This window comes from Sulfurisphaera ohwakuensis, assembly GCF_009729055.1.
GTDB classification, from domain to species: domain Archaea; phylum Thermoproteota; class Thermoprotei_A; order Sulfolobales; family Sulfolobaceae; genus Sulfurisphaera; species Sulfurisphaera ohwakuensis.
The window spans coordinates 883,072-908,174 of sequence record NZ_CP045484.1; the positions used below are offsets into that span (position 1 = coordinate 883,072).

Consider the following 25,103-nt stretch of genomic DNA (forward strand, 5'->3'; position numbering starts at 1 on the left):
GGAGAGCCTTACTTTTCCATAAGTAGTGTAGACTATGCTCGATTTTTCATGGAAAGGTTTTTATACCGGAAGCTCCCCACCCTGGAAGGGTCGGGGGTTCCCTTCCAGAGGGTTCATCGTTCCCACCATCGATTCGGGATTACATCTCTCATTTGGTGGGCAGTCGGGTGGGGCAGAGACCCACCCCAAAATTAGAGTAGGGGATCCGTCATCCATATTGTCCGAATCCCGTGAAAGAGAGAAGAGGAATGATAGTTGCCCCTCCCTCAGTCCCATTAAGCCCCCAATCGAGCTGGGGAAGAGCGTCATTAACATCACTAAAAGATATCTCGATAAAGGGGTATATAAATATAAGGGGGCTATCCATCTCCACCCTGAAGAGTGAAGCTTTCCGCCCCCTTAACCCTCATTTTGTAATTAAGGGACATATAAGGATTTTTATTATGGCTTCCTCTTATAATCATTCATTTACTTATCCTAGGAATAAAAGGGGACTATTCTAATTCTTCTCTTATAAAATAAGCAGAATATAACACTTAACTAACCTTAAGACTATGTGGGATAAATTTGCGTAAGTGGACTGAATCCTTTTTCATATTGATAGAAATATTTTTATATTTTCGTTTATTTTACATTTCTATGGTGGAAATTATCTCTCATGCTGATGTGGGCTATGCCCAAGAGGATGAAAATTGCAGAGATGTGAGCCCCGTGCCGTTGGGCTCAAAGGAGTCCCATGACCCACATGTAGGTTGTTGAGGGCTAAGTCCCTACACTCAATCATGATTGAAATGAAGGTGTAGGGACAAACGGAAAAAAGTAATAAGCTGGGGATTCATAATATATAGTATGGGCTACGTTGTAAAAGTTGATGATAGAGGTCGAATAAAACTTCCTAAAAACCTAGCTAATGCCGACTCAGTAATAATTATTAATGCTGGAACTTTCTTCATTGGCATTCCTATTCCCAAGGAGCCTCTAGCTGAAACTTCTGGCATAATTGAAACCAAACTTAGTATTAAGGAGTTGAAAGAGATTGCTGAAAACGACGCATTAGGAAGGCACTCAAAATGATGATAGAGAGTGACATTTTCTTAGTATAAAGTCTAACTATAGGCTTAAAACAGCGACAGAAACAATTCTTTTAAGAATAGCTAAAGGAGAATTGAGAGTAGTAGCTTCTAGAGAAGTATTTCATGAACTTTATTATGTTTTAAGGAATATGAATTTATCTCTACAAGATATACTCCTAAAACTTGGTGCATTAAAAAGCATACCTAACATAGAATGGATTCCTACTACCGTAAATATGGATCTTCTCGCAATATCTTCGACGCATCAATACGGTATATCCTCAGTATTCGATTCTTATTATGTAGCATCTTGCTTATTATACGATAAGGATAAGACCATAATTTCCACAGATCACGTATTCGATAAAGTAGCTGGAATCAAAAGAATAGACCCAGGGGATTTTTTAAAGTGAGGGAAAAACAGAAAAATGAAAACCTTGTTTTAGCTTTCTTTAGCGTTAAAACCTATGGCTAAAATTCATGAATGGAACAACCTAAGGTGTTTATATAATATCCATTAATTCCTAATGGTACAATTAATATCACACTATGATGGAAACTCAAAATACTTCTGGTTTGTTAATCCGTTTAATTTACTTTATAAAAATAATGCAATAGAATTTTTCTGTAACTAAATCAAAAAGGAGTTAATCGGAAAAATAAAGCTTAACTTCAATAAACTTACTATAATCGCAAAATTTACGATAGATAGACATATATGTGGTTAAAGTAAGATTTTATTAATGGAAGAGGGAATACTTGACATAAAATACTACGATATGAATACTTGGAATGAATATTTTAACCAAGACGTGTTAAGGCTATATGAAGCTACAGTTAAGTTCTTGAAAATTTATGAACAAGTTAAAAATCTCTCTGGTAAGAATGCAGTGGACTTAATAAAGGACGAGGGATATAAAACTATATTACTCGGTGGTGTGGAAGAAGATGGAAGTTTTACTGAGTTAAGCGCGTCAAAGTTTTACAGAGATATGTTTGGGCTTGACTTTGACGTGAATGCAGTAATCTCCGCTATTAAGGTTGGAGAGAACATTAATGTGCCTATACAATTTGAGGAAAATGAGTTATATAAGAAGGTTCTTAACATTTACTCTAATCTGGATTTCATCCTCAATACAAAAGGGATAAGTAAGCCTAACGTTTCTTCTCCTCCAATAACTGACTATCGTAGTGTGCTGGAGACCCTTAAGGAGTTTGAGGAAACTTCACTAAGTTTTCTGAGCATTTATAATCCTAAAACCTTCTTTGTAACAAGTTTGAGAGGCACAACGTTAAAAGCCTTCAAACTTGCGTACCCCAAATTTAACGAGGAAATAATGAAACTGTTTGGCTTAAGTAAAATACTAGAAATAAGTTATTTACCAGACCAAAAAAAGGAATACACAATCTGGGGCTATGCTGATATGGTTAACGTAACTCTTAACTTAAATGACCAAGTAATGGGTACAAGTATTGGTTCAGCAATTATGGTAATAGACCATAAAATCTCTGAACTTTTTGGAGCGCCTTTAACTTATTACACTAAGTTAGATAGGGATGTTAAAGATGATTATAGAAGACTATTTTCTAATATAAAGCCCTTATTTAAAGGTGATAAAGATTATGAGAATTTTGGATGTTTAATTGAGAAGTTTAATGTCCATTGTAGCTATCGCTATACGTCTAAAGGTATTTATTTCAGTAATCATTATGGAAATAATCTTATAAATTTCCTAAACGATATTGGATTATTACTTATTTATGTATATCAAATACGACATTTGGATATTGAAAGAAATGATCGGATTAGTATAGGGCTGGCATGTTATCTAGATATCTAGATACTCTCTCCTCAAGGTGTTGAGCCATGGAAAGCAGAAAGGAAGAAAGAAATGAAAGTTTTATCCTAACAGAAGATGTAAAGGTCCGACAAGAGAAGAAATTAAGAATAGAACAAAAAGCCACGGTCTCTTCAGAAACCCAGCCCTCTGTCACAGCAACTTTAACTCTCCAATTCCCACTACCTCCTAAAGTTATGAGTGTAGGAGAGCTTGATACACAATTCAAAATAGCTGAGCATAATCCTACACCCATAAAGTTATCATTTCCTCAAAAACCTATCGTTACAGTGAACTCATTAGATACGACATTCTCGATCTCCGAAATTTCAGTACCTATTCAGAAACTCCACTTTCAGCCACCCCCTACTGTCATGATTAGTTCACTAGACATCTCCTTTAAGGTTGATGAGGAGAAAGTCAAATTACCTAAGTTGTTCTTCCCTCCCAAAGTAACCGTTTCAGTATCTTCATTAGATGTCTCATTAAGTTCTAAACTAACTACCTTCGAAAGGAACGATAAGGAGCTCCTCGAGAGTAAAAAGAAAGACGTTAGATTAGATGTTGATTTCCTTAATAATTTCTTTTCACTTACATCATCAATTATAGATGTAACTAACGGTACAATACTAATTGTTTATGATGAAAACAAACCTGGGATTGAGGATTCCTTAAAATATATAGCTACTGAGATTGCATTATTTCACGGATATGAGACTAATCCAATAACAATTTCTAGTGTTAGTGACTTAACTAGAATAGAGTTAAAGGATGTAGGGACTAGGTCTGGTATTTTCGTATTAAAGAAGGATTTGTGTAATTCAATTCAGGAAATTGAGAATATTCTATTTGATTCGCTTAATGGTATAAGCGGTTATAAGTATTCAATAATTATTATGCCTAAATGTCTTTATAATACCTTATCTCCTAAAATATTATTTAAACCTAAGAGGATTGTAATAGAGAAATTAACAAGAGAAGAAATATCAACATTAGCCTACTTAGCATCTGGTTTTCAATTAGATTGGAAGGGTTATGATGCGTTAGATAGAACAAGACAAATGTTTGAGGATCTTCTAAGCTCAGCTAGAAGATGGTTGAGGAGAAATTACATTAGCTTAGATATTCCTAACTTAGGTAATGAGACGGACTTACACAGAAATTTGAAGGCCTTTATATTAAAACATCTGATAGAAAATGAAAAAATAGATGGAAAGAGTATTTATGTCGAAAGTTATATAGGTAACTTAAAGCCTGATATATATGTTATTGATAGGAATTTAGCAATCGACGCTAAGACTAGTATTGGTCATTTACCTAGTGATGAGCTATTAGATGTTCAGAAATATGCTGGATTTGCAAAGAGTATTTGGGCTGTTATGAGACCTATTGCAGTCCTTTTAGATTTAGATGGTATTATAGGAAGGCTAAAAGACTCTGATAGGCAAGGAATAGATATGGAAGTACTGATCCCAGTAAAGGATAAACTTGTAACGTTAGAAGAATTCATAAACGAAGGTAAGAAATATATGGCAGAACTCTTACAAGGCGGAAGAAGGGCTAAACCATAAGATGAACGATTAGAATTTTATTATAAATTGTGTAAAATTCTATGAATAACTGACTTCTCTCCAACCTGAACAGTTGCTCTGATCGCTTTATTAACCATCCTAGCCATTAAAGAAACTTAGGAAAACTCATAATTTAAATATAAAAGGGCTATCCATCTCCTTTGCGAAGCTTTCCGCCCCCTCTTTGTAAAATGAATTTGGAGTCTAGGGTATAACTTACTAATCGCGTTATAACTGTGTGTAATGAATAACCATATAAAAATAAAAAAAAATTATATAATTCGGTATATATTTGATAATAAATTAATATTTAACGTGCAAAATCTAAACAGTTAATGTTTAAATACGTTATAATTGACTCTCTTTATCAAGATCGAAAAATATAATAAGCAATAACCTTTAAGTAACTATTCAAAAATTTCATATTAATATTACATTTAAAGTAAGATTTATTAAGTAAGTGATTAAACATAAAAATTAGTTTAAGTCTGAGCTTTAAATATAAAACCTTGCTACTAAGAATCAAGCATACTTCGCATTATTTACGCAAGTAACACGAATTACTTTTTTAGACTGTTTTCAAGGGTGTGTTCTCAAATAATCATAAAATTAGAAAAATATTTGTAAAATTATAATTAATCACAAATTTTTATTGAATTAACTTAGAAATCAATAAGATTAGATCGTGAGGACTTACATCATGGAGAGTTATAATTCTTATTATAGGGCTAACCTGATTAGACTAGCAACGGATAATAAGGCTGTTAATAGGAATGAGAGATTGGTTAAGTATAGTCTTGCCTTACTAAACGTCATTTAGCCCGTAATTTATCCAAAGAGAGAAGATTCAGTATATCCTATGAGGACATCAATAAATATAATTTACTCCTATGCGAAATTTCAAGACTCATAGAAGTCTATGATCTATTAAGTAATTTTTACCTAGACTCTCCCTATTTTTAGTTTAAAAATATGCGGAATCTTCTTATGAAGGTCAATAATATTGAAACATAAACGAAAAGTCCAAAGAGACAAGAACATATAATCTCACAAAAAATAATGTAAAAGTTCTTTATGACGAGCAGTCTATTCATGAAATCTCACTCAAACTTTTACCTTTGCCAGTCTCTATACCTTTTACGAACCATACTACTGCAGCTATGAGACCTGAGGTCCACACTATCAAGTTAAATAAAATATATTGATATATCGATAATCCTGAGGTTAAAAATATGGTTGGTATATAAGCTCCAATAGATATGAATCTAACTATTGCAGTGTACGTTCCTCTCTTAACTGTAGGCCATATCTCTGCCTTGAGAGTATCTTCTGTTAGATAATTTATACTAGTGAATACATTAAGGATAACCAATAAAATCCAAAATAGGATTAAATTAGTTGTCCATAAAGATATAGTAAAGTAAATTGCAGCAGTAGAGGCTACTACACCAGCAAGTGAAATTAAAAGGGTTAATTTTCTAGATATACTATCGGCGAAAGGTGATATTCCTAGTCCAGCTAAAAATTCAGCTGAATTAGCCACGAGAAGTATAATAGCGGTTAACTTCGGGAAGAAATACGGACCTAAAACATAAGTCATTAACCCGAAACCTATAGTATTAGCTGCTGCTATAATCGTAGTAACAGCAAGCCTTAGAGAGATTGGAGGCAACTTCTTTGGATCTTTAATAGGATCATCATTTATTTGTCTAGGTTCCTCTGTTTCCACTTGGCTAAAATATTTTTTGATTTCCTCTTCTGCTCTAGTTATATCTCCCTTATCTTCTAACCATCTAATAGACTCTGGAATTTTTTGTCTGGCATAAGCTAAAATCACAGCTATAATAATTGCGGTAATACCTATCATAAACCTTTGAAATACAGTACTTGAGTAGGCACTACTTAATGCAACAGCTGCTAGCAATAAACCTCCAAAATTTATGAAATTTATCTCGAAAAACATAGCTTTACTCCTATGTTTTCTTGGCATTATCTCATGGCTCATTACCATTATAGTATTCATCTCACCACCTGCAGCAAAAAGCAACATTGCTAAAAAAAGTAATATCAAGTAATAGGTATAGGAAAAGGCTATTCCTATGGCACCTATGGCGTAAAGCGACATTGTTAAATAAAACATCCTTTTTCTACCTAACCTATCTGATAAAGGCCCGGTTACTATGATACCTATTATTAGCCAGAGAGGTGCCCAACTTAATAACAGACTCTCAAGAATTTTAGGTACAGGAACCCAATTTGTTGCTATAGATGACATACCGAAAATATAAGCTTCAAGTGCCATACCCGCTGAGAAAGATATAAAAGCCCAACTATGAATAGAAGTCCATTTAGCATTTTCAAGAATTTTATGTAAATCTCTGTTTATAAAACTCACCTCAATAACATAATACATATTTACTTATATTTAAAATTCTCCTAATAAACTGGAATTATAACATAGAAAATAAAAGATAGATTACTCAGATCTTACGTCTTTATATCGTCTCAAAATATCTGGGAAGTTATTTTAATTCTGCAGTAATTATGTTAATTTTGAAATGTAGTATAAACATTTCGAATATTTTTATACGTAAATGTAAAAGCTTATAGTTTCTCTTCTCTGTATTAATCATATGGGCATAGAATTAAACGGAAAAATAGCCATAGTTACTGGAGCCTCTAGTGGAATTGGTAGGGCTATAGCATTTAAATTAGCTGAGAGGGGCGCAAATCTAATCTTAGGGGATGTAAAAATTGATGAACTTAGAAAAGTAGCTGAGGAAATAATAAAAGAAACTAAAGTCAAAGTAGTACCTCTTTACGTTAATGTAGGAGATTTTAATTCAACAAAAGAATTCTATAACAAAGGTGTATCAGAGCTTGGAGTAGATTATGTAGACATTTTAGTGAATAATGCCGGGATAAATAGAGATGCATTGTTCGTTAAAATGACTTATGAACAATGGGATGAAGTAATTAGGGTAGATTTATACAGTATGTTCAACATGACTAAACAAGTAGTTGAGGGTATGATAAGGAGGAATTACGGAAGAATTATAAATATGTCATCATTAAGCTGGTTAGGAAACATAGGTCAAGCTAACTATTCAGCAGCAAAGGCTGGAGTAATAGGTTTTACTAAGACCTTAGCTAGAGAATTAGCTAAATATAATATAACGGTTAATGCAATTTGTCCGGGATTTATTGATACTCCAATGACCAGAGCAGTACCGGAAAAAGTAAGGCAGAAAATTATAGAGAGAATTCCAATGGGTAGAATAGGCCAACCAGAAGATGTAGCAAACTTAGTTGCATTTCTTGCATCAGATGAGGCCTCTTATATTACCGGAGAAGTTATAGGTGTTACCGGAGGGTTAGTTCTATAATGATAGTAGGTTTTGCAAGTAATTTGTACAAAAAATATGAAGGCTCTGCTTTCGAAATCCTCGCAGATACTCTCTTTTCAGCATTAGATGTTGCTGGATTAAACAAAGACGAAATAGACGGACTTTTCCTCACTGTACTACCGGGAACTTTTGATGGTTATGCTACACTTCACTTTCCTACAGCCCAAATAGCCCAATATCTCGGTATTAAACCCAAATTTACAAAGGTTTTTGATTACGGTGGTGCATCAGCTTTAAGTATGATATATCATGCATATAAAGCTATTAAGGCTGGAGAAGGAGATACGATTGCTTGCATAGTAGGAGGAAAGGCTTCTGATCTAAGAGGTAAGGGGGTTACTGTAGATTCGGTAGATAAAGCATATGCAGATGTAAGTATAACACCATTCGATAGGCTTTTCAGAGGTCTTAATGATTTAAATCCGGTATCTGATTATGCTTTAGTAGCTAATAGGCATAAGTATTTGTTCGGGAGTACTGATGAGCAGAGGGCATTAATAGCAGTAAGACAGAGGTTTAACGCACAAAATAACGATAAGGCTATGTTCAGAGACCCCCTCACAGTAGAACAAGTCCTTAAATCGTCTATTGTTGCAGAACCTTTAAGACTTCTGGAAATTGTTTACCCTATAGATGGCTTTCACGTATTTATAGTAAGTAAGAGGAGTTCTAAGTCTAACCTTAGACCGATAGATGTTTTAGCTTACGGAGAAGCTCACTGGACTGTAATGCCAACAGAGCTTGATGATATAATTTATACTCCAGCAGTTCAGAGTGCTAAGGATATATTTAATCTTAACAAAGTTGATGCATTCGAACTTTACGATTCCTTCACCATAACAGTAATGTTGCAAGTTGAAGATATTGGTTTAGCGGAGAAAGGAAAGGGAGGAGAATTCTTCGAAAAACATGATACAACATATCTTGGCGATATTCCAATAAATACTGGTGGAGGAAGCCTTAACACCGGGCAACCAGCATATATGAGCGGTGGAGTAATCTTGGAGGAAGCCTTACTCCAGTTGAATGACATGGCAAAAGGGCATCAGGTAAAAGATGCTGACACAGTTTTCTTAAACGGAATAGGCGGTTGGAATAGGGCTCATTCTGTTAGTTTAGTATTGGGTGAAGAAAAATGAAATTAGAGGAGATTTACGCAAAATATGATGAAATTATAAGAAAAGACTCTTCACTACCTTATATAAAGTGTAAGGACTGTAATTATACCTTCTTCTATGCTAGGCATTTTTGTCCCAAATGCGGTTCAAGGAATATTGAAGTTCTGAAGAGTTCCGGAATCGGTAAAGTGTTCTCGTGGACTAAGATATATAGGAAAGGTGAAACATGGATTTACGGGATTGTTGAACTTGAAGAGGGATTTAGAGTATACTGTAATTTCACCGATAACGTAAAGATAGGAGATAAAGTTAAGGTAAAAATAGTCCGTAACGATAAGTACTATAGTATATTAGCTAGTCGGGTTTGACAAAAAAGAGGGTTAAATATTTAAGACATACTAAAAACCTAGTCTCTTAAAGTATCCAACAGTAATCTAGTAAATTTTTCATAATCTATCTCATAGACAACTTCAGCATTAGGTTTATTATTTGAGTAAAAGGACTGGTTAGCACTTATAGGAAAATCGTCACATTTTTACATTACGTTAAAAATTTATGAGAAAGATCCTCTTATTAACTAAAATTTTCTTTTCATTAAGGGATAAAAAGTAAGGGAGTAAATTAAAAATATTTATTAGCCCATGAGAAAATACTATAACTTTTTATTGTAAGGGAATTTCCTCAAACTACTAACTGGTATCAGCTTAAGGTTTTGAGAGTTAGACTATACAATGTAAGCCGCAAGAGATATTTTCTATATGGAAATGTCTTTTTCCCTTAGCATTCACTAATAGAAAAGACCATATTATTAAATGGAGATTAGACATGTCCAGTTTAATACCAGGATCAAGTAAAAATATTCTGGGAATAAAATAGAAACTCCAAAATTAAGTGAACAAGAGGTATAAACGATGAAATATACAAGAGGTGAAGAGTTAGAAGAATTAAGACATACTAAACCAGTTATAGAAATAATTCCTTCTGACGACCCTATAGCTATAGACTATTTCGGTACAAAGATAACGTATAGAGAATTGAACCTAATGATAGATTCTGTGGCTTCACAACTTGACATAAATAAAGGAGATGTTGTGATTATTACAATGCAAAATATTCCGCAGTTCATTATCACTGAGTTTGCAGTATGGAAAAAAGGAGGAATAGTATTGCCGGTAAATCCCTCTTATACAGAGAAGGAATTAGACTATATAATAGAAAACTCTGAAGCTAAGTTAATGATAAGGTCTTGTGAGGCTATTAACACAAAAAAGATAAGGACTATAACTACTAATCCAGAAACGTTCCATGAAATTCCTAGTGAATTGAAAGCCAAATGGAAAATAATTGATTGTGAAGAAGAATTAGACTTCAAATCGTTACATCATGAGAAAGTTAATGTTTCTCCTAATGATCTAGCCTTATTAGTATATACCTCTGGAACCACTGGGAAACCTAAGGGAGTACCTATAACACATAAAAATATTTATGCTTCATCTATAATATACAAACACTGGTTTAAGTTTACTGAAAAAGATAAAGTTCTGGGAATAGCACCTTTCTTTCATATTACCGGTCAGATCTTTCACATCACAACACCATTAATCTCGGGAAGTGAGATAGTGATTTCATACAGGTTTGATCCAACTTTAGCTTTAAGAGATGTCGAGGAAAAGAAGACTACAATAACAATGGCTGTAGCAACTGCATATAGAGCTATGCTCAATGAGTATAAGGGAGAAGATCTCTCAAGCATGAGACTTTGGTCTTCTGGAGGGATGCCTATGCCCAGAATGCTTGAAATTGAATGGAAGAAAAAAATAGGACAGTGGATTTACATGGCCTGGGGTCTTACGGAGACTACTTCTCCCGCAACTTTATGGCCTTATCCCTATAATGGTGAACTACCAGTAGATCCAGAGACGGGAATAGTAAGTTCCGGTATACCGGTTTATAATACTGAGATAAGTATAGCTGAAGATGGTGAAGTTTTAGTCAGAGGACCTCAAGTTGTTTCAGGTTATTGGAAGATGGAGAAATTTAGAGATGGTTGGCTCCCCACAGGAGATATAGGCAAGATAATTGATGGTTGGGTTTATATTATAGATAGAAAGAAGGATATAATTAACGCTTCTGGATTTAAGATTATGCCTAGAGAAGTGGAAGAAGTAATTTACATGCATCCAGCTGTAAGTGAAGTAGCAGTAGTAGGTTTACCAGATCAATATAGAGGTGAAACAGTTGCAGCATTTATAAAGCTAAAGGATGATTATACGCCAAGCGAAAAAGTTGAGGAGGAGATTATATCTTTATGTAGAAAAAATCTAGCACCATATAAAGTGCCAAAAATTATTAGATTTGTTAATGAGATTCCAAAGACACCATCGGGAAAGATTATGAGAAGAGTTTTCAGAAATGAAAGAACATAACATCACAGTATTAGTAAACTATCTTTTGAGTGCTTCATAATAAGATATAACAATATAGCTGTAAAAAATGTCAAACTACTTTGTATTTATGACATATTATTATCTTTACTTTGAGTGAAACAAGGTGATCTCTTAATATAAGATATTAAGCACAGTTAAAAAGCAGGAGTTGAATATAATTGTTAAACTACCTGAAAACTTTTTATATATTATATTAAGGAGAGCTTAAATAGACGGAAAAGGTTATATTTTGGCGAAAGGCATGGCAGGGAAATAGGTGAAAGTGCTAAACTATAATAACCTAGATAGTAGATAAAGCGACAAAACATTCACTAACCTACAATATCCACGACTTTAATATAGTAAACTGTACGATAATGATATACTTAGGAATACCAGATATAATGAATGAGTTAATGACACTATGCTGCGAATATAAGGACAATAACGACTTGTAATTGCTGGAGGAGTATTAGGGTTAGTTACACTAACAGAGTTCTTTCTACTAAGTTTAATAGGAGGGTTATCAAAGTAGAAGGAGATAAGGGTGTAACCACTCTTTGTTAATTGAACCTTTTATTTTTAACTTTCTTTTGTTAGTAAACGATAGGTAAAAAGAAGTTAAAACTTTTAAACTGACGAGTATTCGTTAAAGAACTCATAGGCATGTTCAATGGCCTTGTAAAAGTTCTCCAATTTAACGTTCTCATTAGGAGCATGAGCATTAGATGAAGGAGTCCCAACACCTATAGCGCTTACAATCTCCCTTATTCCCAAGTCGTAAAATACCCCCATGGGCTGAGTACCAGCAGAATTGGGAATTATAACTGGGTCAAGTAAGTAAACCTTTTTAGCTGAATTAATCATCGCTTTGACTACCTTAGCGTTAGGACTTGTCCTAACTGGCTTCTCCATTCCAAAAACTTCAACCTCAGCTCTATCCTTAACTACTTCAAGGAGTGATGAAAAGACTTTTTTAGGGTCTTGATTCGGGACTAACCTAAAGTCGATCTTAGCAAAGGCGTATGCTGGGACTATAGTCTTGCTCCCCCTACCAACATAACCAGAATAAATACCGTCTATGTTACATGTAGGCTCAGTATATAATGCCCTTATGTCACTCTTAAGTTTATAAGCCCCCAATGATTTTCTTAACTCCTCCATATCTATATCAAGCTTAGCGATAAGTTCCTTCATCTCATCACTTAAAGGCTCTATATCGTTATAAAACCCCTTAAGCTTTACCCTCTCACCGTCGTATATCTCGTTTAAAATTTTGATCAGCTCCCATACGGGATTATAAACTATCGGTGCATTTGAAGAATGAATATCCCTACTAGCAGTCCTTACTGTCAGTTGGACGTATAGTAGTCCCTTAACTCCCAACACTATCATTGGTCTACCCCTAATATCTAACCCTGCTCCTTCCATGATCACTGCATCCGCTTTGGGCTTTTTCCTTTCCACGTAATTTGGTAAGTTTACACTACCTATTTCCTCCTCACCCTCAACTAGGAATTTGAAGTTTAAGTTCCCCTTGTATTTTGAAAACGCTATTAGTCTTGCAATTAACACTCCTTTATTATCTGATGCCCCTCTACCGTAAATATAACCATTTTCTATTGTAGCTGAAAAGGGAGGGTATTTCCACTCATTTAGGGGATCTACAGGTTGGACGTCATAGTGATTGTATACTAGTAGCGTCTTATCACCCCCATTATTAGCCTCACCGTAAACTACTGGATGCCCTCCAGTTTCTTCTATAGTGGCCTTTATTCCTAATTCTTCCATGAATTCTTTGAGCCACGAAGCCGTTTCCCTTATTCCCTCACAAGTTGCAGAGATTGAAGGGTGTTGTAAGAATTCCACGTACTTCTTTAATGCGTACTGTTTCTCCTCTTCAGTTAGCATAATATAGAGTAATTAAAGGGGCTTAAATATCTTTAAATTAACTTGTCACTAAAAAAGTAACTGAATTCGGAAATTATGCTGATATTTCATATTCTTCAATTAATGGTTTTCCTTTCGTACTAGGGATGAATTTAATGAAAAATACAAATATTATTATTACGAATATATCTATAGAGTATCATAAATCTATAGTGGAAATCATTATTGCGAATGTGACAGTAATTATTGTTTAAGCTATAGAATCTGAACCTATAAATAATGAAGTTTCTTTACCTTTTATGAATATCTGAAAGGATTTCTTGATTGAGAGACCATAATGCAACACTATATCCTATTTGAATCCAAAGATAATGTCGTCATTTATATATAAATAAATTTATTAAATGATCTTTCTTTATAAAGAATGTAAATATTAAATTAACATATTATTATATGCTAAAAATTTATAGAAATATAAATCCTCAACGACAACATTATGAAGAAGTTCATAAAAACATTATTAATGTTAATCTTTAAATGCACTATCTGCTTCTTTTATTACCTCATCTAACGTTTCTATACCTTGATCTATCTCCTCTTTATTTATGATAAGGGGTGGAGAGATTATGAGCCATGATGGTCCATTATATACGTAAACCCCCTTCTCTAATGCTTTTTTTGATATAATATCTACAAGTGTGGGCTTTCCCTCATATTTATCTTCATAATCACCAAAAGGCGTATTATTCTTATCTTTAACTAATTCTATAGCCCAAAATAGTCCAATTCCTCTAACATCACCAATACTCTTATGTCTCTCCTTAAGTTCAAATAATCTTTTCCCTAGATATTCTCCCATAACTTTAACATGTGACAATAGGTTTAACCTCTTGTATTCTTCAATTACTGCCGGTATTGCAGCTAATGATACGGGATGTGCTTCAAACGTATGACCGTGGGCAAATATATGATCTTCAAAAAACTCACCAATCTTCTTATTAAATGCAGTAATTCCTATTGGGACATAGGAGGCTGAGGCACCTTTAGCAGTAGTTAAAATATCTGGCTGTATGTTCCATAAGTTAACTGCAAACCACTCCCCTACCCTTCCCCAACCAGTCATTACTTCATCAGCTATAAACAATACGTCATTCTCTTTGGCTATCTTCCAAAGTAGTGGCATATAATCTTTAGGGGGTACTATAACACCATTAGTTCCGGTTATTGGTTCTACTATAATTGCAGCCACATTTTTCTCTTGCTTTATTATATAATCAACGTAATTTGCACATGCTAAATTACACTCAGGGTATTTTAGCTTTAAAGGGCATCTGAAACAATAAGGCTCTGGAAATCTTACTACACCCGGCATTGTATTTGGTTCAACAAACCATTCTTCTGTAATCACCAGTTAACGATATTGATGCCTCTGTAGATCCATGATATGATCTATACCTAGCTAGTATCTTATATGATGGTTTTTTATATAACCTACTTACCTTTATTGCAGCTTCATTAGCCTCTGTACCGGATGTTGAAAAGAAGAATTTTGTAAGGTTTTTTGGCATTACTTCGAGAAGTGCTTTTGTTGCTTTAGCTCTAACTACTGCACCGAAAGAGGAATTAATGTATTGTAAAGTGTCAAGTTGCTCTTTTATTGCATTTATTACTCTTTCATTTCCGTAACCAAGATTAACATTTACAAATTGTGACGAAAAATCGAGATATTTTTTACCATTACTGTCATAGAAATAAACACCCCTACTACTCGTTACAATAATTGGTTCCCAACTACTTTGTTTACTCCATGTCTTGAATGTATGCTCTCTTATAATTTTCTTATCATCATCCATAAAATATTGTTATTTTAGTACTAGTTATAAATCTGACCCATTTTATTCTTGTTATTCCTAATGTAGTTTAAAGGATAATAATATATTTCTTGCCTAAGCAAGATGGAGAAAAGCTTGCTCTTTAGAATTTTAAATAAGTTAGCATTTATTGGAAAATCGTTGCACAAGATAATTCTTACAAATAATTTTCTAATACTTATATCTAATTTCAGTAAATAGGATAAGTAATAATATCGTTTTTATAGTAAGAATATTCACTACTGAGAATGGTTTATTTAAAAATTATCTTATCGTTAGGATTTTACATAAACTGCTAATAAGTATAATATTAAACCTTATAGTGAAGTATAGTATTATCTTTGAATACTCACAAAAAGGAGGGATGAAATGATTTTAGAAATAGTTTTGAGCAATAGAAATATTCAGTATGAAATTGTAGGTATTAAAAATGAATGTTACTTGAGTTAACTATAGCATCTACGATAAAATCCAATTTAGGAGCCTGGTTATAATGCCATCGTAGCGATTTAACAAGTGAGTACATATTCCCATGAGAATATACAATGCATAATCAATGTAATTTACTTTATTAACAAAATTTTTATAGAAAAAAGGTATTATAGAATCCAACTGGCAGGATAATATTTAATGAAGATTTCATTTAGATTATATTATGTGTTGAACTATACGTTGCAAAACCTCATTAGAAAAGGCTCCTTTTTCCTAGATTATCAAAAATTAATAAGTTATTTCTAATTACATTTAATAAACTGATTTTATATTATCATACTCGTCGTAATTAAGTGAATTTAATTCTATGAAAAACGTTTTTTATAACTTTTTAGTTTATCTAATTATTCACATTAATTACGCATTAGACACTCTCTACCGAAAACATTCCTAATGAAATTTATGATATTAAATAAAGACAGATTCTATGGGATTCATTTACTTAGCAATTCATTTTAGTACCATGTTTATGTTTAATTTCAGCTAAACTTTTTATATTATAATATATTATTAATTCTATGTAAAATAGACTCTTACAATCATGTTGTACACTAACTGCACTAATTTATATGCTATCTAGTAATTATTATATATAAAAATAAATTGTGATAATAAATATATTCGATTATATTCGATTTACCACCAAATAATCATGTTGGGGGATTCTTTAATTATTTTAACGACAACTTGAGTACTAGATCTTTCAATTTCTGGCATACTCATTAGTTTCTCTAGATAATTCTCTACAAATTCTTCTCTATTTCTATATCTACCTACAACAATAAAATCTATATCACCTAGTACAAAATAAACTCCCCATACACCAGGTAGACTAGCTAGCTTTGATCCTAGTTCTGTATGGTAATTTTTACCGTATCTAGCTCTTACTAAACTTATTACTATATAATCTAGATTTAATGCTGTTGGATCTATTTGAGCATAATATCCTTTTATAATATTTAAAGCTTCCAATCTTTTAATTCTATAGGCTACAGTTGATTTAGGAATTTTCAACTCAGCACTTAAATCTTCTAATGAATATTTTGCATTTTTTTGAAGTATTTTCAGAATTTTTAAATCTATCTCATCCATTCTTTATCAAATATTAAATAACATATAAAAATATAAATACATCTTTAGTATATAACACAATCATACAGTTGTTAATATTTTGGCTAAACGTTGACTATTTTCCCATGAGTCTACACAATATACAATACTATAATTTAATACGATTTATAAATAATACTATAATAATATTTTGAAGGGAAATAAAAATATGAATGGAGTTTATTACTAAGACGTAAAGCGATCTAAGTTTAGTTTAACTTAGTTATTTAATATACCTAATGTTAAATCTAAAATGTGCCACTATTATTATATAGTTATAAATAATGATTTAAACTTATAAAAATTTTGTTATTATTAAGCAAATTCACTAGCTCAAACTTAATTAAAATAGGAGCTATGAAAGTATTATAGGCAAAGCCTCTGTGTAATTTCTGTTATATTACTATCCTATAATAAATTGATGAGATTTAACTCTATCATTTTCTAACACTATATATGCAGCTTGAAGCATGCCTGCGTTATAATTACTACCTGGATTTATAACAAGTGTATTATTTACTTTATCAAATCCCCTAGATTCATGGATATGCCCATGTAAACCTATTAAAGGTACGTATTCCTCTTCAATTTTTCTTACTGCTTTAGATCCTACGTGTGTAAAAACCATTTCCCCTCCTCTTACTACAGGTTTTAGATTATTATCAAGAAGCGGTGCATTATCTAGATTAGATCCAAATGGAGGTGCATGCAAATTAAAAATTGCTTTCCTTGGATTATCTATTTTTTCAACCATTTGTTTTAAGTGAGCATAAATGTCGTCTTCCTCCATCTCTCTAGGAGTTTTCCAAGGTGTAGGATTTACATACCCGAATGATATCATCTCATATCCGTTCAGATTTATTACTTCATCTTCGGTTTTAACTAATCTATTGCTCTTTTTAATTACATTAAACAGATAAAGTGGATCATCATTTCCTAAGTTAGTATAGATAACAAGCTTGGTATCCTTCAATTTTTCATGCGCTATTCTATCCCATTCCTCTAATCTTTCAATCATAACTCTCTTGAACTCTTCTTCTAATACTTTCTTGTTTTGGCTTAGTTCTTCATAGCCTTTCTCGTCTACAATAGTATAATATGTTCCGTTACTTTTATAACTTTTAATTATCTTTTCTAAGCCTTCTCTACCTACTAAATTATTTTCAACTTTAAACTTTCCATCCTTCAACTCAATTATTGGTACTAAAGATTTCCCAGCCAAATCTCCTCCAATAATTAGGACATCAGCTTTAACCATCAATGCCGCATTTAAGAATTTTCTAAACGCGGTTTCGGATCCATGTAGATCACTAGTAAAAAGTATCTTTAAGTTTCCAATTTTATTAGAGTCAGCTTTATTTCTGTTAAATAAACCCATGGTAATTAATAAATATAAAATACTTTAAAAATTTTACTAATGAGAGAGTTGAAAAAGTTACAAATATAATAAATAGAATATATGACTTATTATTTTTAGGTTATATGAATTGTAGTTCTTTCGTACATAGTTAAATTATATTTAATATTTAGTAGCAGTAATATAGTCTAAAATATGCAATATGGTACTGCTCTTAAGCACTAATGAAATTTGAAAATTATTTCCACTTTTATCTAATTATTACCAATATGTTTAATGTTTAATCATCTAATTAGAATATATTTCGTTTAAGGATGTCATCTTTCTAGAGAAGACATAAGGACGAAAATCATTTGTATAGACTAAGGATTCTTAGGCTACCAATACAAACACTTCAAAACCCTCACATTTAAGTGTTTTCTAAAATAATGTTTAGTCTTTATATTTCTAGGTTTGGAGCGAGTGATATTAGGAAAATTATATTTTAATTACAATAATATTTTTACGGATTTTTGAAATCGTTAACTGTTTGAGAACTGTTCCTATTTTTAACTAAGGGAAGAAGAATTAATAAATAACGTAATTATACTTAGATGAAATTATAAAATTACAATAAATATATTATTTAAATTATAAATATAATAATATGATTAAAATAATTCTATACAATAACAGAGGGTCTCTTACGACTCCTTTTGAATTGTAATATTCTCATAGAATTAGAATAATTGTATGAAGAAATAATTGATTATCATCATTATCTCCATTAAGTCTGTGGTATAACTCGTTGGTCTCTTCAATTGTCAATCTACAATCAATTATTTAATCTCAAAATATTAAAATAAAATGAATTCATAAAAGAGCCGTGAGAGACCCTTACATAACAGATTTTATGAAGTTATTTTTATCCATTAGCTAAGTTGATAACTAATGATTACTAGCCTCGAGTTGCTTTGGTTGGTCTTATGAATTAAGATTTTATTATATATTATGTTGCATAAATTTAAGTAGAAAACTTTCTATTATATTTATATTAATGTAATTAATCTTAAATTATAAATGATTATATTATAATGAAAATTTGTATATATTTATAATGATGATAAATAATCCAAGATTAGATGTTTAAAAGCTAGAGTATTTATTCTTATTTTTATAATGATTATAAATACTTTGGATATTATACAACTTGAACGTTCTAAAGATTTATAATATGTTCAAGATATCTAACACTTATGTCAAGTAATAGAAAACCAGTATTTCTTAGAGAATCTTCTGGGCTGGTGAGAGAATTCGGAATTTTAGATGCATTATGGTTTAATATAGCATTGTTGGGCTTGCTTTTTTCTACGTATTATGTAACCTCGACAGGCCCATTAGTAGGTGGAAGTCCTATTCTAGGCTTATTACTACCGTTAGGAGGATTTTTCCTAGTAGGCTGGTTATTTTCGTATATAGGCTCTAAGATACCTCGTGTAGCCGCCGATTATGTATACGTAAGTAGAAATCTACATCCTGCAGTAGGATTTGTGGGTAACGCAGGTTACTTTGTAGCTACGGTTCCACTATTTATGGGAATTTCTGGTATCACATTACAGACATTTGGTTTAATACCGTTTCTCACTATTCTAGGGTATTACACTCATAATCCAACACTTATCAGCCTAGGTTCGACTATTGATAGTAATCCATATTTGATAATGGCTATAGGCGCTACGGAGATAGTAATAATGTCATTGATTCCTATATTTGGTAATAGGGTGTATAAGGTAATGCAATGGATAGCGATACCGTTAGCGTTAATAGCTGCTGTAGGAATGATAATAGTGGAGATAACAGTACCTAGTCATGTAGCTATATCTAGGCTAAATAGTTTCGCATTATATTATGCTAATGTTACTAACTTATATGAGAACGTTACTAGGTCGAATGTTGCTGTACCGGCATACTATAATATTTACAACATAATATCATTGAACCCGGTGTATGTTGTCGGATTCTCTTATATAATAAACACTGTATATATAGCTGGTGAGGTTAGAAACCCAAAAAGGAGTCTTCCCTTAAGTATCTTAGGTACATTAGTAATAACTGGTTTTATATTTACTGCGGCTTTAGCCTTAGAATACAACCAGTTTGGATATGATTTTACTACCAAGATGATGTACTTGAGTATAGTTCAAGGTACCTTACCTATACCTACGCCTTATCTGGATATATTAGAAGGTGTAGCCAGCGGGAATGTTATTTTAGGTGCATTATTTGCTTTAGCAAGTATAATCCAATTATTAATGTATCTAGCAGCAGCTTCATTTGTAGGGAGTAGATTGCTTTTCTCATATGCTATGGATAGAATAATGCCAGATTTTGTAGGTGATGTGAGTGAAAAAAGACACGTACCAATTAAAGCCATTTTACTCTCTATGGCTGCAGGTTTAATAGGTCTAATAGTCTTTACCTTACCAGTGACATCTGCAGTAGCTTTTCTGCTATCAAGCGTTGCAGTAGCAATACTAATGTTGTTCCCTATGTCTGTAGTAGCTATAGCAGTATTAAGGACTGAAAAAGAAAATAAGATAATAAGGTTAGTTTCAATTTTTGGATTAATATACCTAATCTTTACCTTCTATCAATATCTAACTGTTCCTGCTATAGGTGCTGATACCGTAATTGGTTACGGAATTCTAGCTGGCTCCATATCAGTTTTATTCATAATTTTCTATGTTGCTAAATTAATCAGATCCAGACAAGGCATAGATTTTGATTTAATATTTAAAGAAATACCACCAGAATGAAAATCAAAATATTATTTTAAAATAAAATATTTTTATTATAATTACAAAATATAATGTTATATAGCTAGAGAAAGTACGCTCATTCCTTCATAGATTATATTAGCAGCTAACATACTTGTTATCTCACTAACGTCATATGGTGGAGAAACTTCTACAACATCAAATCCAATTAGCTTATCAAATTTTAGCTTTCTTATTATTTCGATAATTTCAAAACTAGTAAGTCCACCAACTTCTGGTGTTCCTGTTCCCGGAGCAAAAGCTGGATCTACGACATCTATATCTATTGATACATATGTAGGGCCTTTTAATGAATTTATCTCGTTAATAACCGTATTTAAGTTATACTTTAAGTCTCTAATCGTAAAACTCTTAACGCCTAATTTTTTCTTATCCTCTAAATCGTCTTTAGAAAAAGTAGATGCTCTTATACCAGCTTGTATTGGAACATTAATCAATCCTTCTTCAATTGCCCTCCTTAACCAAGTTCCATGAGTATACTTCTTACCCCAATATAGATTCCAGAAATCATAGTGGGAATCGAAATGGACAATATTTACTTTACCGTACTTTCTATACATAGCTCTTAATATCGGTAATGTGATTGAATGATCTCCTCCTCCTATAAAAGGTACTATCCCCTTAGATATTACACTATAAACACTATCTTCGATTACCTTCATAGTATCTTCAATATAACCTGGAACAACATTAACATCACCTGCATCGCACGCATTTAGCATGTCAAAAGGATAGACATCAAGGAACTGATTATAAGGTCTTAAAAGTCTTGATCCCTGCCTAATGCCCATTGGTCCAAATCTAGCTCCTGGCCTATATGTCGTAGCATCATCGAATGGTATACCCAAGAAGACAGCTTTTACTTCCTCTCCTTGAGAACAAAGAGGAAGTCTTCCATACGTAGAAACTTGAGTAAAACGAGGCGATTTAAGAGCATCTATTTGTCTCATGTATCTTATATAACCAATATAACCTAATAAAATTATGGAAGACATACAAAAAAGAAAGATTTAATAAAGTAAATTTAACTGAAAGATTCATCATCGAAAGTTTTAATATAGATTACTGCATCTAAGTATTAAAAATTTTTACGCTGAAAAAATCTATGTCGAACTATAAATTAATCTATGTTAAGGAATATATAACTCTTATATAAATACAATAACACTAACTTAATAGTGATATTTCCTCTTCTGTTGAAGTTTATAGGACAAGACACTCGTCTTAAGATCTTTTATTTACCTAAACAGACTGTTGTACTTTAAGTTATGAGAGAATATACCCTAGACCCCAAATTCATTTTACAAAAATAATTTCAAAGAGTAATTATCTATTATCTTGAAAATTTTGTAATAAAAAGTTAAGGTGGACGGAGTGGTATTACCTTAGGGGAACTAACTTGATAATACCAGACTCCGTCCACCCAAAGACACTTGCACAAATCAAGGAAAAATTATTTTCCATCATAAAGGGAAGAAAGGCAGAAGAAGCCAAGAAAACACTTGTAACAGCAGCACTAGCAAAAGATTCCGTAGAAAACAAGGCAAAAGAATTTGGCATCTCACCACAAACAGTAAGAAACTACGTGGAAGAACAACCACAAGTAATAGAACAAATACTAAACATGATCAAAACAACCTCCATCAAGGAACTAGGTGAAAGAAAACGTGTAAAAATATCAATAGACTAACGTCAGTAAAATACAAGGGAAAACCAGTAGAAGGACTAAGCGGCTCAGAAAAAGATTACGCATAGAATTACACAACAGCAACAACAAGAGTAAAGGGAAAAACACTAATACTAACACGCATAGAATGACTAGGCTAGAGATAGTTGAAAACCCAATACAACAAATACCAGCATTAGGCCTAGAAATAGAACTAGTAACACTAGATGCCGGATTCTATTCAGTAGACGTGATCAACTACTTATCAAGGTTTAACTTCATCATTGGAGTAGCCATGGAAAAGGTTGGAATACATAGAAATTTTGACGGGGATTATACTGCAAAGTCAAATGCTAAGAAGGCAACCTTTAGGCTAATAATACATCACGGTAGGGAAAAGGAGTACTTGGCAAAGGGGACAAACCTAGACGTAAATAGGAGTATTATTGTAAAATGGTATAACAAGGTTAGAACACCAATAGAAACATCATACAAGTTAATCAAATCTTTCCTAATCTTTACCTCATCAAGGAGTTGGCTATTCCGATTATTCATCTTCCTCCTAGCAATGTTAATCTATACACTATACTTGCTCCTCAAGGGGACAACGAGCAAGGAAGACTTCCGCTTACTCCTAACCATCTTGCTCTTGCAAGATAATATTACTATTTTGCAAGAATATTTAGTTAAATTATTTTATCTATTTTTTAACTCTCTTGAATTATTTTCGGGGTGATGAAATTGGGGTCTAGGGAAGGATTTTCCTATAAATGCTATTCAGAATTTCTCTCATATTCAATTATATGTACACATATTATATGTTTCTTTAAAAATTCTCTATGCATTTCTTGGTTCCTCCTTCACTGCTTCCTCAAATTTTTCTAATCCTCTATCCAATAATTGCTTAGGAATTGTTAGCGGTGCCATAAATCTTAGCACATTGTCGTAAATTCCAGCTTTATACATAATCACTCCTTTCTCCAAAAGTGTCTCTATATAAGGCTTGACATTAATTGGATCTTTGCGTTCGTTTGAAAATTCTACTCCTATCATAAAACCTAATCCTCTAACATCGTACTTTCCTTTATAGTAATTCTCCATAATCTCATCAAACCTCTTTTTAGCATATTCACCTAAAGAGACAACTCTATCCAAAATGTTAGAATTCATTAAGTAGTTTAATGTAGCGTTTCCCACAGCTATTCCTAAAGGATTACCTCTATACGTGCCTAAATGAAAGGCTTGAGGTAATTTATCAAGATCTTTATTATATGCAACTAATGATATAGGAATTCCCTCACCAATAGCTTTAGCTATCGTAACTATGTCTGGCTTTATTCCTTCCCACTCATAAGCCCAAATTTTCCCAGTCCTTCCAACCCCAGTTTGTACTTCATCAACTATTAGAGGAATATTGTATTCCGTAGTTATTTCTCTTAATCCCTTCAAAAATCCCTTGGGAGGGACTATATATCCACCCTCCCCAGCTATCGGCTCAACTATTAATCCAGCTACATCATTAATTTTTATTTCATGTTCTACTAGAGAAAGAACTTCATTTAGACAATCTCTAAATGGACATCTATATTCGTAAGGATATGGTAGTCTTATTACATTATTATCATAATATGGTTGGAACTTTCTATGGTTAGTTGAATTACTTAATCCCACAGTTCCCGCTGTAACTCCGTGATATGCTTCATTAAATGCTATAATGTATCTTTTCCCAGTGTTCCATCTAGCTATTTTTACCGCAGCTTCTACGGCATCTGCACCCGTTGTTGTAAACAAAAATTTCGCATCGAAGTTAAGTGTTTTTCTTAGAGTTTTCATGAATTCTATTCTTATTTCAGTTGGAATTTCCAAATAATGCCAGATTTTATCCAATTGAGTTTCTATTGCTTTTCTTATTATTGGATTATTATGCCCTAAATTAACTACAGCAATTCCAGCAAACCAATCTATGTATATGTTATCGTCTACATCAATTATTGTAGATCCCTTGGCCTCTTTTACTGCTATCCTAAAGTATTTAGGATAATTTAGGGCAGACGTTTCTAATTCTTCTTGTTGTTTTAAAATTTCTAACGATTTAGGTCCAGGCGGTTTGACTACTATTCTTGGAGCATCTAAGATACTGTTATCTAAATTTTCCGTCATAAGTACCTATATGTTTGAACAATATAAAAGAATTACAAAGTTGTATTTGTATAATATTCAATTAACCTTCAAACTATGAACACGGCCTCTCCTAACTGGCCATTTAGGTCTTTACTACGGACTGCAATTTTGCTTACTAGATTAACATAATTCAATACACAAATGATACAGCATACTTGAATTATTCTATGTAGTTTAAATTGTAACATCCTCATCATATACGTTTACTCACTACCTATATTACTTTGTGTATTTAATAGTTAAGATCTTACTCTACTAATAAATAAAATTACGAAAAGCTCATAAAT

General features: G+C 32.6%; 18 protein-coding genes and 2 pseudogenes. 13 read left to right on the plus strand and 7 right to left on the minus strand.

Features of this window, described 5'->3' with window-relative positions; genetic code table 11:
- Window positions 1–248 precede the first annotated feature (248 nt).
- The 6 genes and pseudogenes from D1869_RS05110 to D1869_RS05135 all read left to right on the plus strand — a co-directional run.
- Complete coding sequence (locus D1869_RS05110) at window positions 249–503, plus strand: hypothetical protein (protein WP_156014197.1); 255 nt, start codon at window positions 249–251, stop codon at window positions 501–503.
- Window positions 504–849: 346 nt separating this feature from the next.
- Window positions 850–1,074, plus strand: coding sequence for a VapB-type antitoxin (locus D1869_RS05115; protein ID WP_156014198.1), 225 nt, complete (start codon window positions 850–852; stop codon window positions 1,072–1,074).
- 91 nt (window positions 1,075–1,165) lie between these two features.
- A complete protein-coding gene (locus D1869_RS05120) occupies window positions 1,166–1,486 on the plus strand; it encodes a type II toxin-antitoxin system VapC family toxin (protein WP_231113730.1) in 321 nt (106 codons plus the stop codon).
- 330 nt (window positions 1,487–1,816) lie between these two features.
- Window positions 1,817–2,914 carry a hypothetical protein gene (locus D1869_RS05125; protein ID WP_156014199.1) on the plus strand — a complete coding sequence of 366 codons (1,098 nt, stop codon included), beginning with the start codon at window positions 1,817–1,819 and terminating at the stop codon, window positions 2,912–2,914.
- Window positions 2,915–2,940: 26 nt separating this feature from the next.
- The gene (locus D1869_RS05130; protein WP_156014200.1) at window positions 2,941–4,482 is read left to right on the plus strand and encodes a hypothetical protein; all 1,542 of its coding nucleotides are present in this window, start codon (window positions 2,941–2,943) and stop codon (window positions 4,480–4,482) included.
- Between the two features lie 691 nt (window positions 4,483–5,173).
- Window positions 5,174–5,299, plus strand: a pseudogene (locus D1869_RS05135) (IS1 family transposase); the annotation flags it as partial.
- 273 nt (window positions 5,300–5,572) lie between these two features.
- Here D1869_RS05135 and D1869_RS05140 read toward each other — a convergent pair.
- Window positions 5,573–6,895, minus strand: coding sequence for an MFS transporter (locus D1869_RS05140; RefSeq protein ID WP_156014201.1), 1,323 nt, complete (start codon window positions 6,893–6,895; stop codon window positions 5,573–5,575).
- Window positions 6,896–7,115: 220 nt separating this feature from the next.
- Between D1869_RS05140 and fabG the strand changes: the two genes are divergently transcribed.
- The 4 genes from fabG (at window position 7,116) to D1869_RS05160 (ending at window position 11,433) form a co-directional block, all read left to right on the plus strand.
- Window positions 7,116–7,868, plus strand: a complete 753-nt coding sequence (gene fabG, locus D1869_RS05145) for a 3-oxoacyl-ACP reductase FabG (protein ID WP_156014202.1) — start codon at window positions 7,116–7,118, stop codon at window positions 7,866–7,868.
- A complete protein-coding gene (locus D1869_RS05150) occupies window positions 7,868–9,028 on the plus strand; it encodes a thiolase family protein (protein ID WP_156014203.1) in 1,161 nt (386 codons plus the stop codon). The genes fabG and D1869_RS05150 overlap by 1 nt, the downstream gene beginning before the upstream one ends.
- Entirely contained in the window at window positions 9,025–9,375 is a 351-nt protein-coding gene (locus D1869_RS05155; RefSeq protein WP_156014204.1) for a Zn-ribbon domain-containing OB-fold protein, read from the plus strand. The genes D1869_RS05150 and D1869_RS05155 overlap by 4 nt, the downstream gene beginning before the upstream one ends.
- Before the next feature lie 543 nt (window positions 9,376–9,918).
- Window positions 9,919–11,433 (plus strand): AMP-binding protein, encoded by a 1,515-nt coding sequence (locus tag D1869_RS05160; protein ID WP_156014205.1) that lies wholly within the window; start codon window positions 9,919–9,921, stop codon window positions 11,431–11,433.
- Between the two features lie 630 nt (window positions 11,434–12,063).
- Here D1869_RS05160 and D1869_RS05165 read toward each other — a convergent pair.
- The 4 genes and pseudogenes from D1869_RS05165 to D1869_RS05180 all read right to left on the minus strand — a co-directional run bounded on the left by D1869_RS05165 (window position 12,064) and on the right by D1869_RS05180 (window position 18,174).
- Window positions 12,064–13,344 (minus strand): M20/M25/M40 family metallo-hydrolase, encoded by a 1,281-nt coding sequence (locus D1869_RS05165; protein WP_156014206.1) that lies wholly within the window; start codon window positions 13,342–13,344, stop codon window positions 12,064–12,066.
- 505 nt (window positions 13,345–13,849) lie between these two features.
- A pseudogene (locus D1869_RS05170) lies at window positions 13,850–15,176 on the minus strand (aminotransferase family protein).
- A gap of 1,146 nt (window positions 15,177–16,322) precedes the next feature.
- Window positions 16,323–16,778 carry an Lrp/AsnC family transcriptional regulator gene (locus D1869_RS05175; protein ID WP_156014207.1) on the minus strand — a complete coding sequence of 152 codons (456 nt, stop codon included), beginning with the start codon at window positions 16,776–16,778 and terminating at the stop codon, window positions 16,323–16,325.
- 421 nt (window positions 16,779–17,199) lie between these two features.
- Complete coding sequence (locus D1869_RS05180; RefSeq protein WP_156014208.1) at window positions 17,200–18,174, minus strand: metallophosphoesterase family protein; 975 nt, start codon at window positions 18,172–18,174, stop codon at window positions 17,200–17,202.
- Between the two features lie 1,214 nt (window positions 18,175–19,388).
- Between D1869_RS05180 and D1869_RS05185 the strand changes: the two genes are divergently transcribed.
- The gene (locus D1869_RS05185) at window positions 19,389–20,948 is read left to right on the plus strand and encodes an amino acid permease (RefSeq protein WP_156014209.1); all 1,560 of its coding nucleotides are present in this window, start codon (window positions 19,389–19,391) and stop codon (window positions 20,946–20,948) included.
- Between the two features lie 56 nt (window positions 20,949–21,004).
- On the opposite strand, the gene speB is transcribed toward D1869_RS05185, so the two are convergent.
- The gene (gene speB / locus D1869_RS05190) at window positions 21,005–21,919 is read right to left on the minus strand and encodes an agmatinase (RefSeq protein ID WP_156014210.1); all 915 of its coding nucleotides are present in this window, start codon (window positions 21,917–21,919) and stop codon (window positions 21,005–21,007) included.
- Window positions 21,920–22,368: 449 nt separating this feature from the next.
- Here speB and D1869_RS15390 point away from each other — a divergent pair, with 449 nt between their 5' ends.
- Window positions 22,369–22,659, plus strand: coding sequence for a DUF4322 domain-containing protein (locus tag D1869_RS15390; RefSeq protein ID WP_231113732.1), 291 nt, complete (start codon window positions 22,369–22,371; stop codon window positions 22,657–22,659).
- A gap of 124 nt (window positions 22,660–22,783) precedes the next feature.
- The gene (locus tag D1869_RS15395) at window positions 22,784–23,371 is read left to right on the plus strand and encodes a hypothetical protein (RefSeq protein ID WP_231113733.1); all 588 of its coding nucleotides are present in this window, start codon (window positions 22,784–22,786) and stop codon (window positions 23,369–23,371) included.
- 101 nt (window positions 23,372–23,472) lie between these two features.
- Here D1869_RS15395 and D1869_RS05200 read toward each other — a convergent pair whose 3' ends face one another.
- Window positions 23,473–24,795: an aspartate aminotransferase family protein gene (locus tag D1869_RS05200; protein ID WP_156014211.1), complete on the minus strand. Its 1,323-nt coding sequence runs from the start codon at window positions 24,793–24,795 to the stop codon at window positions 23,473–23,475.
- Window positions 24,796–25,103 lie beyond the last annotated feature (308 nt).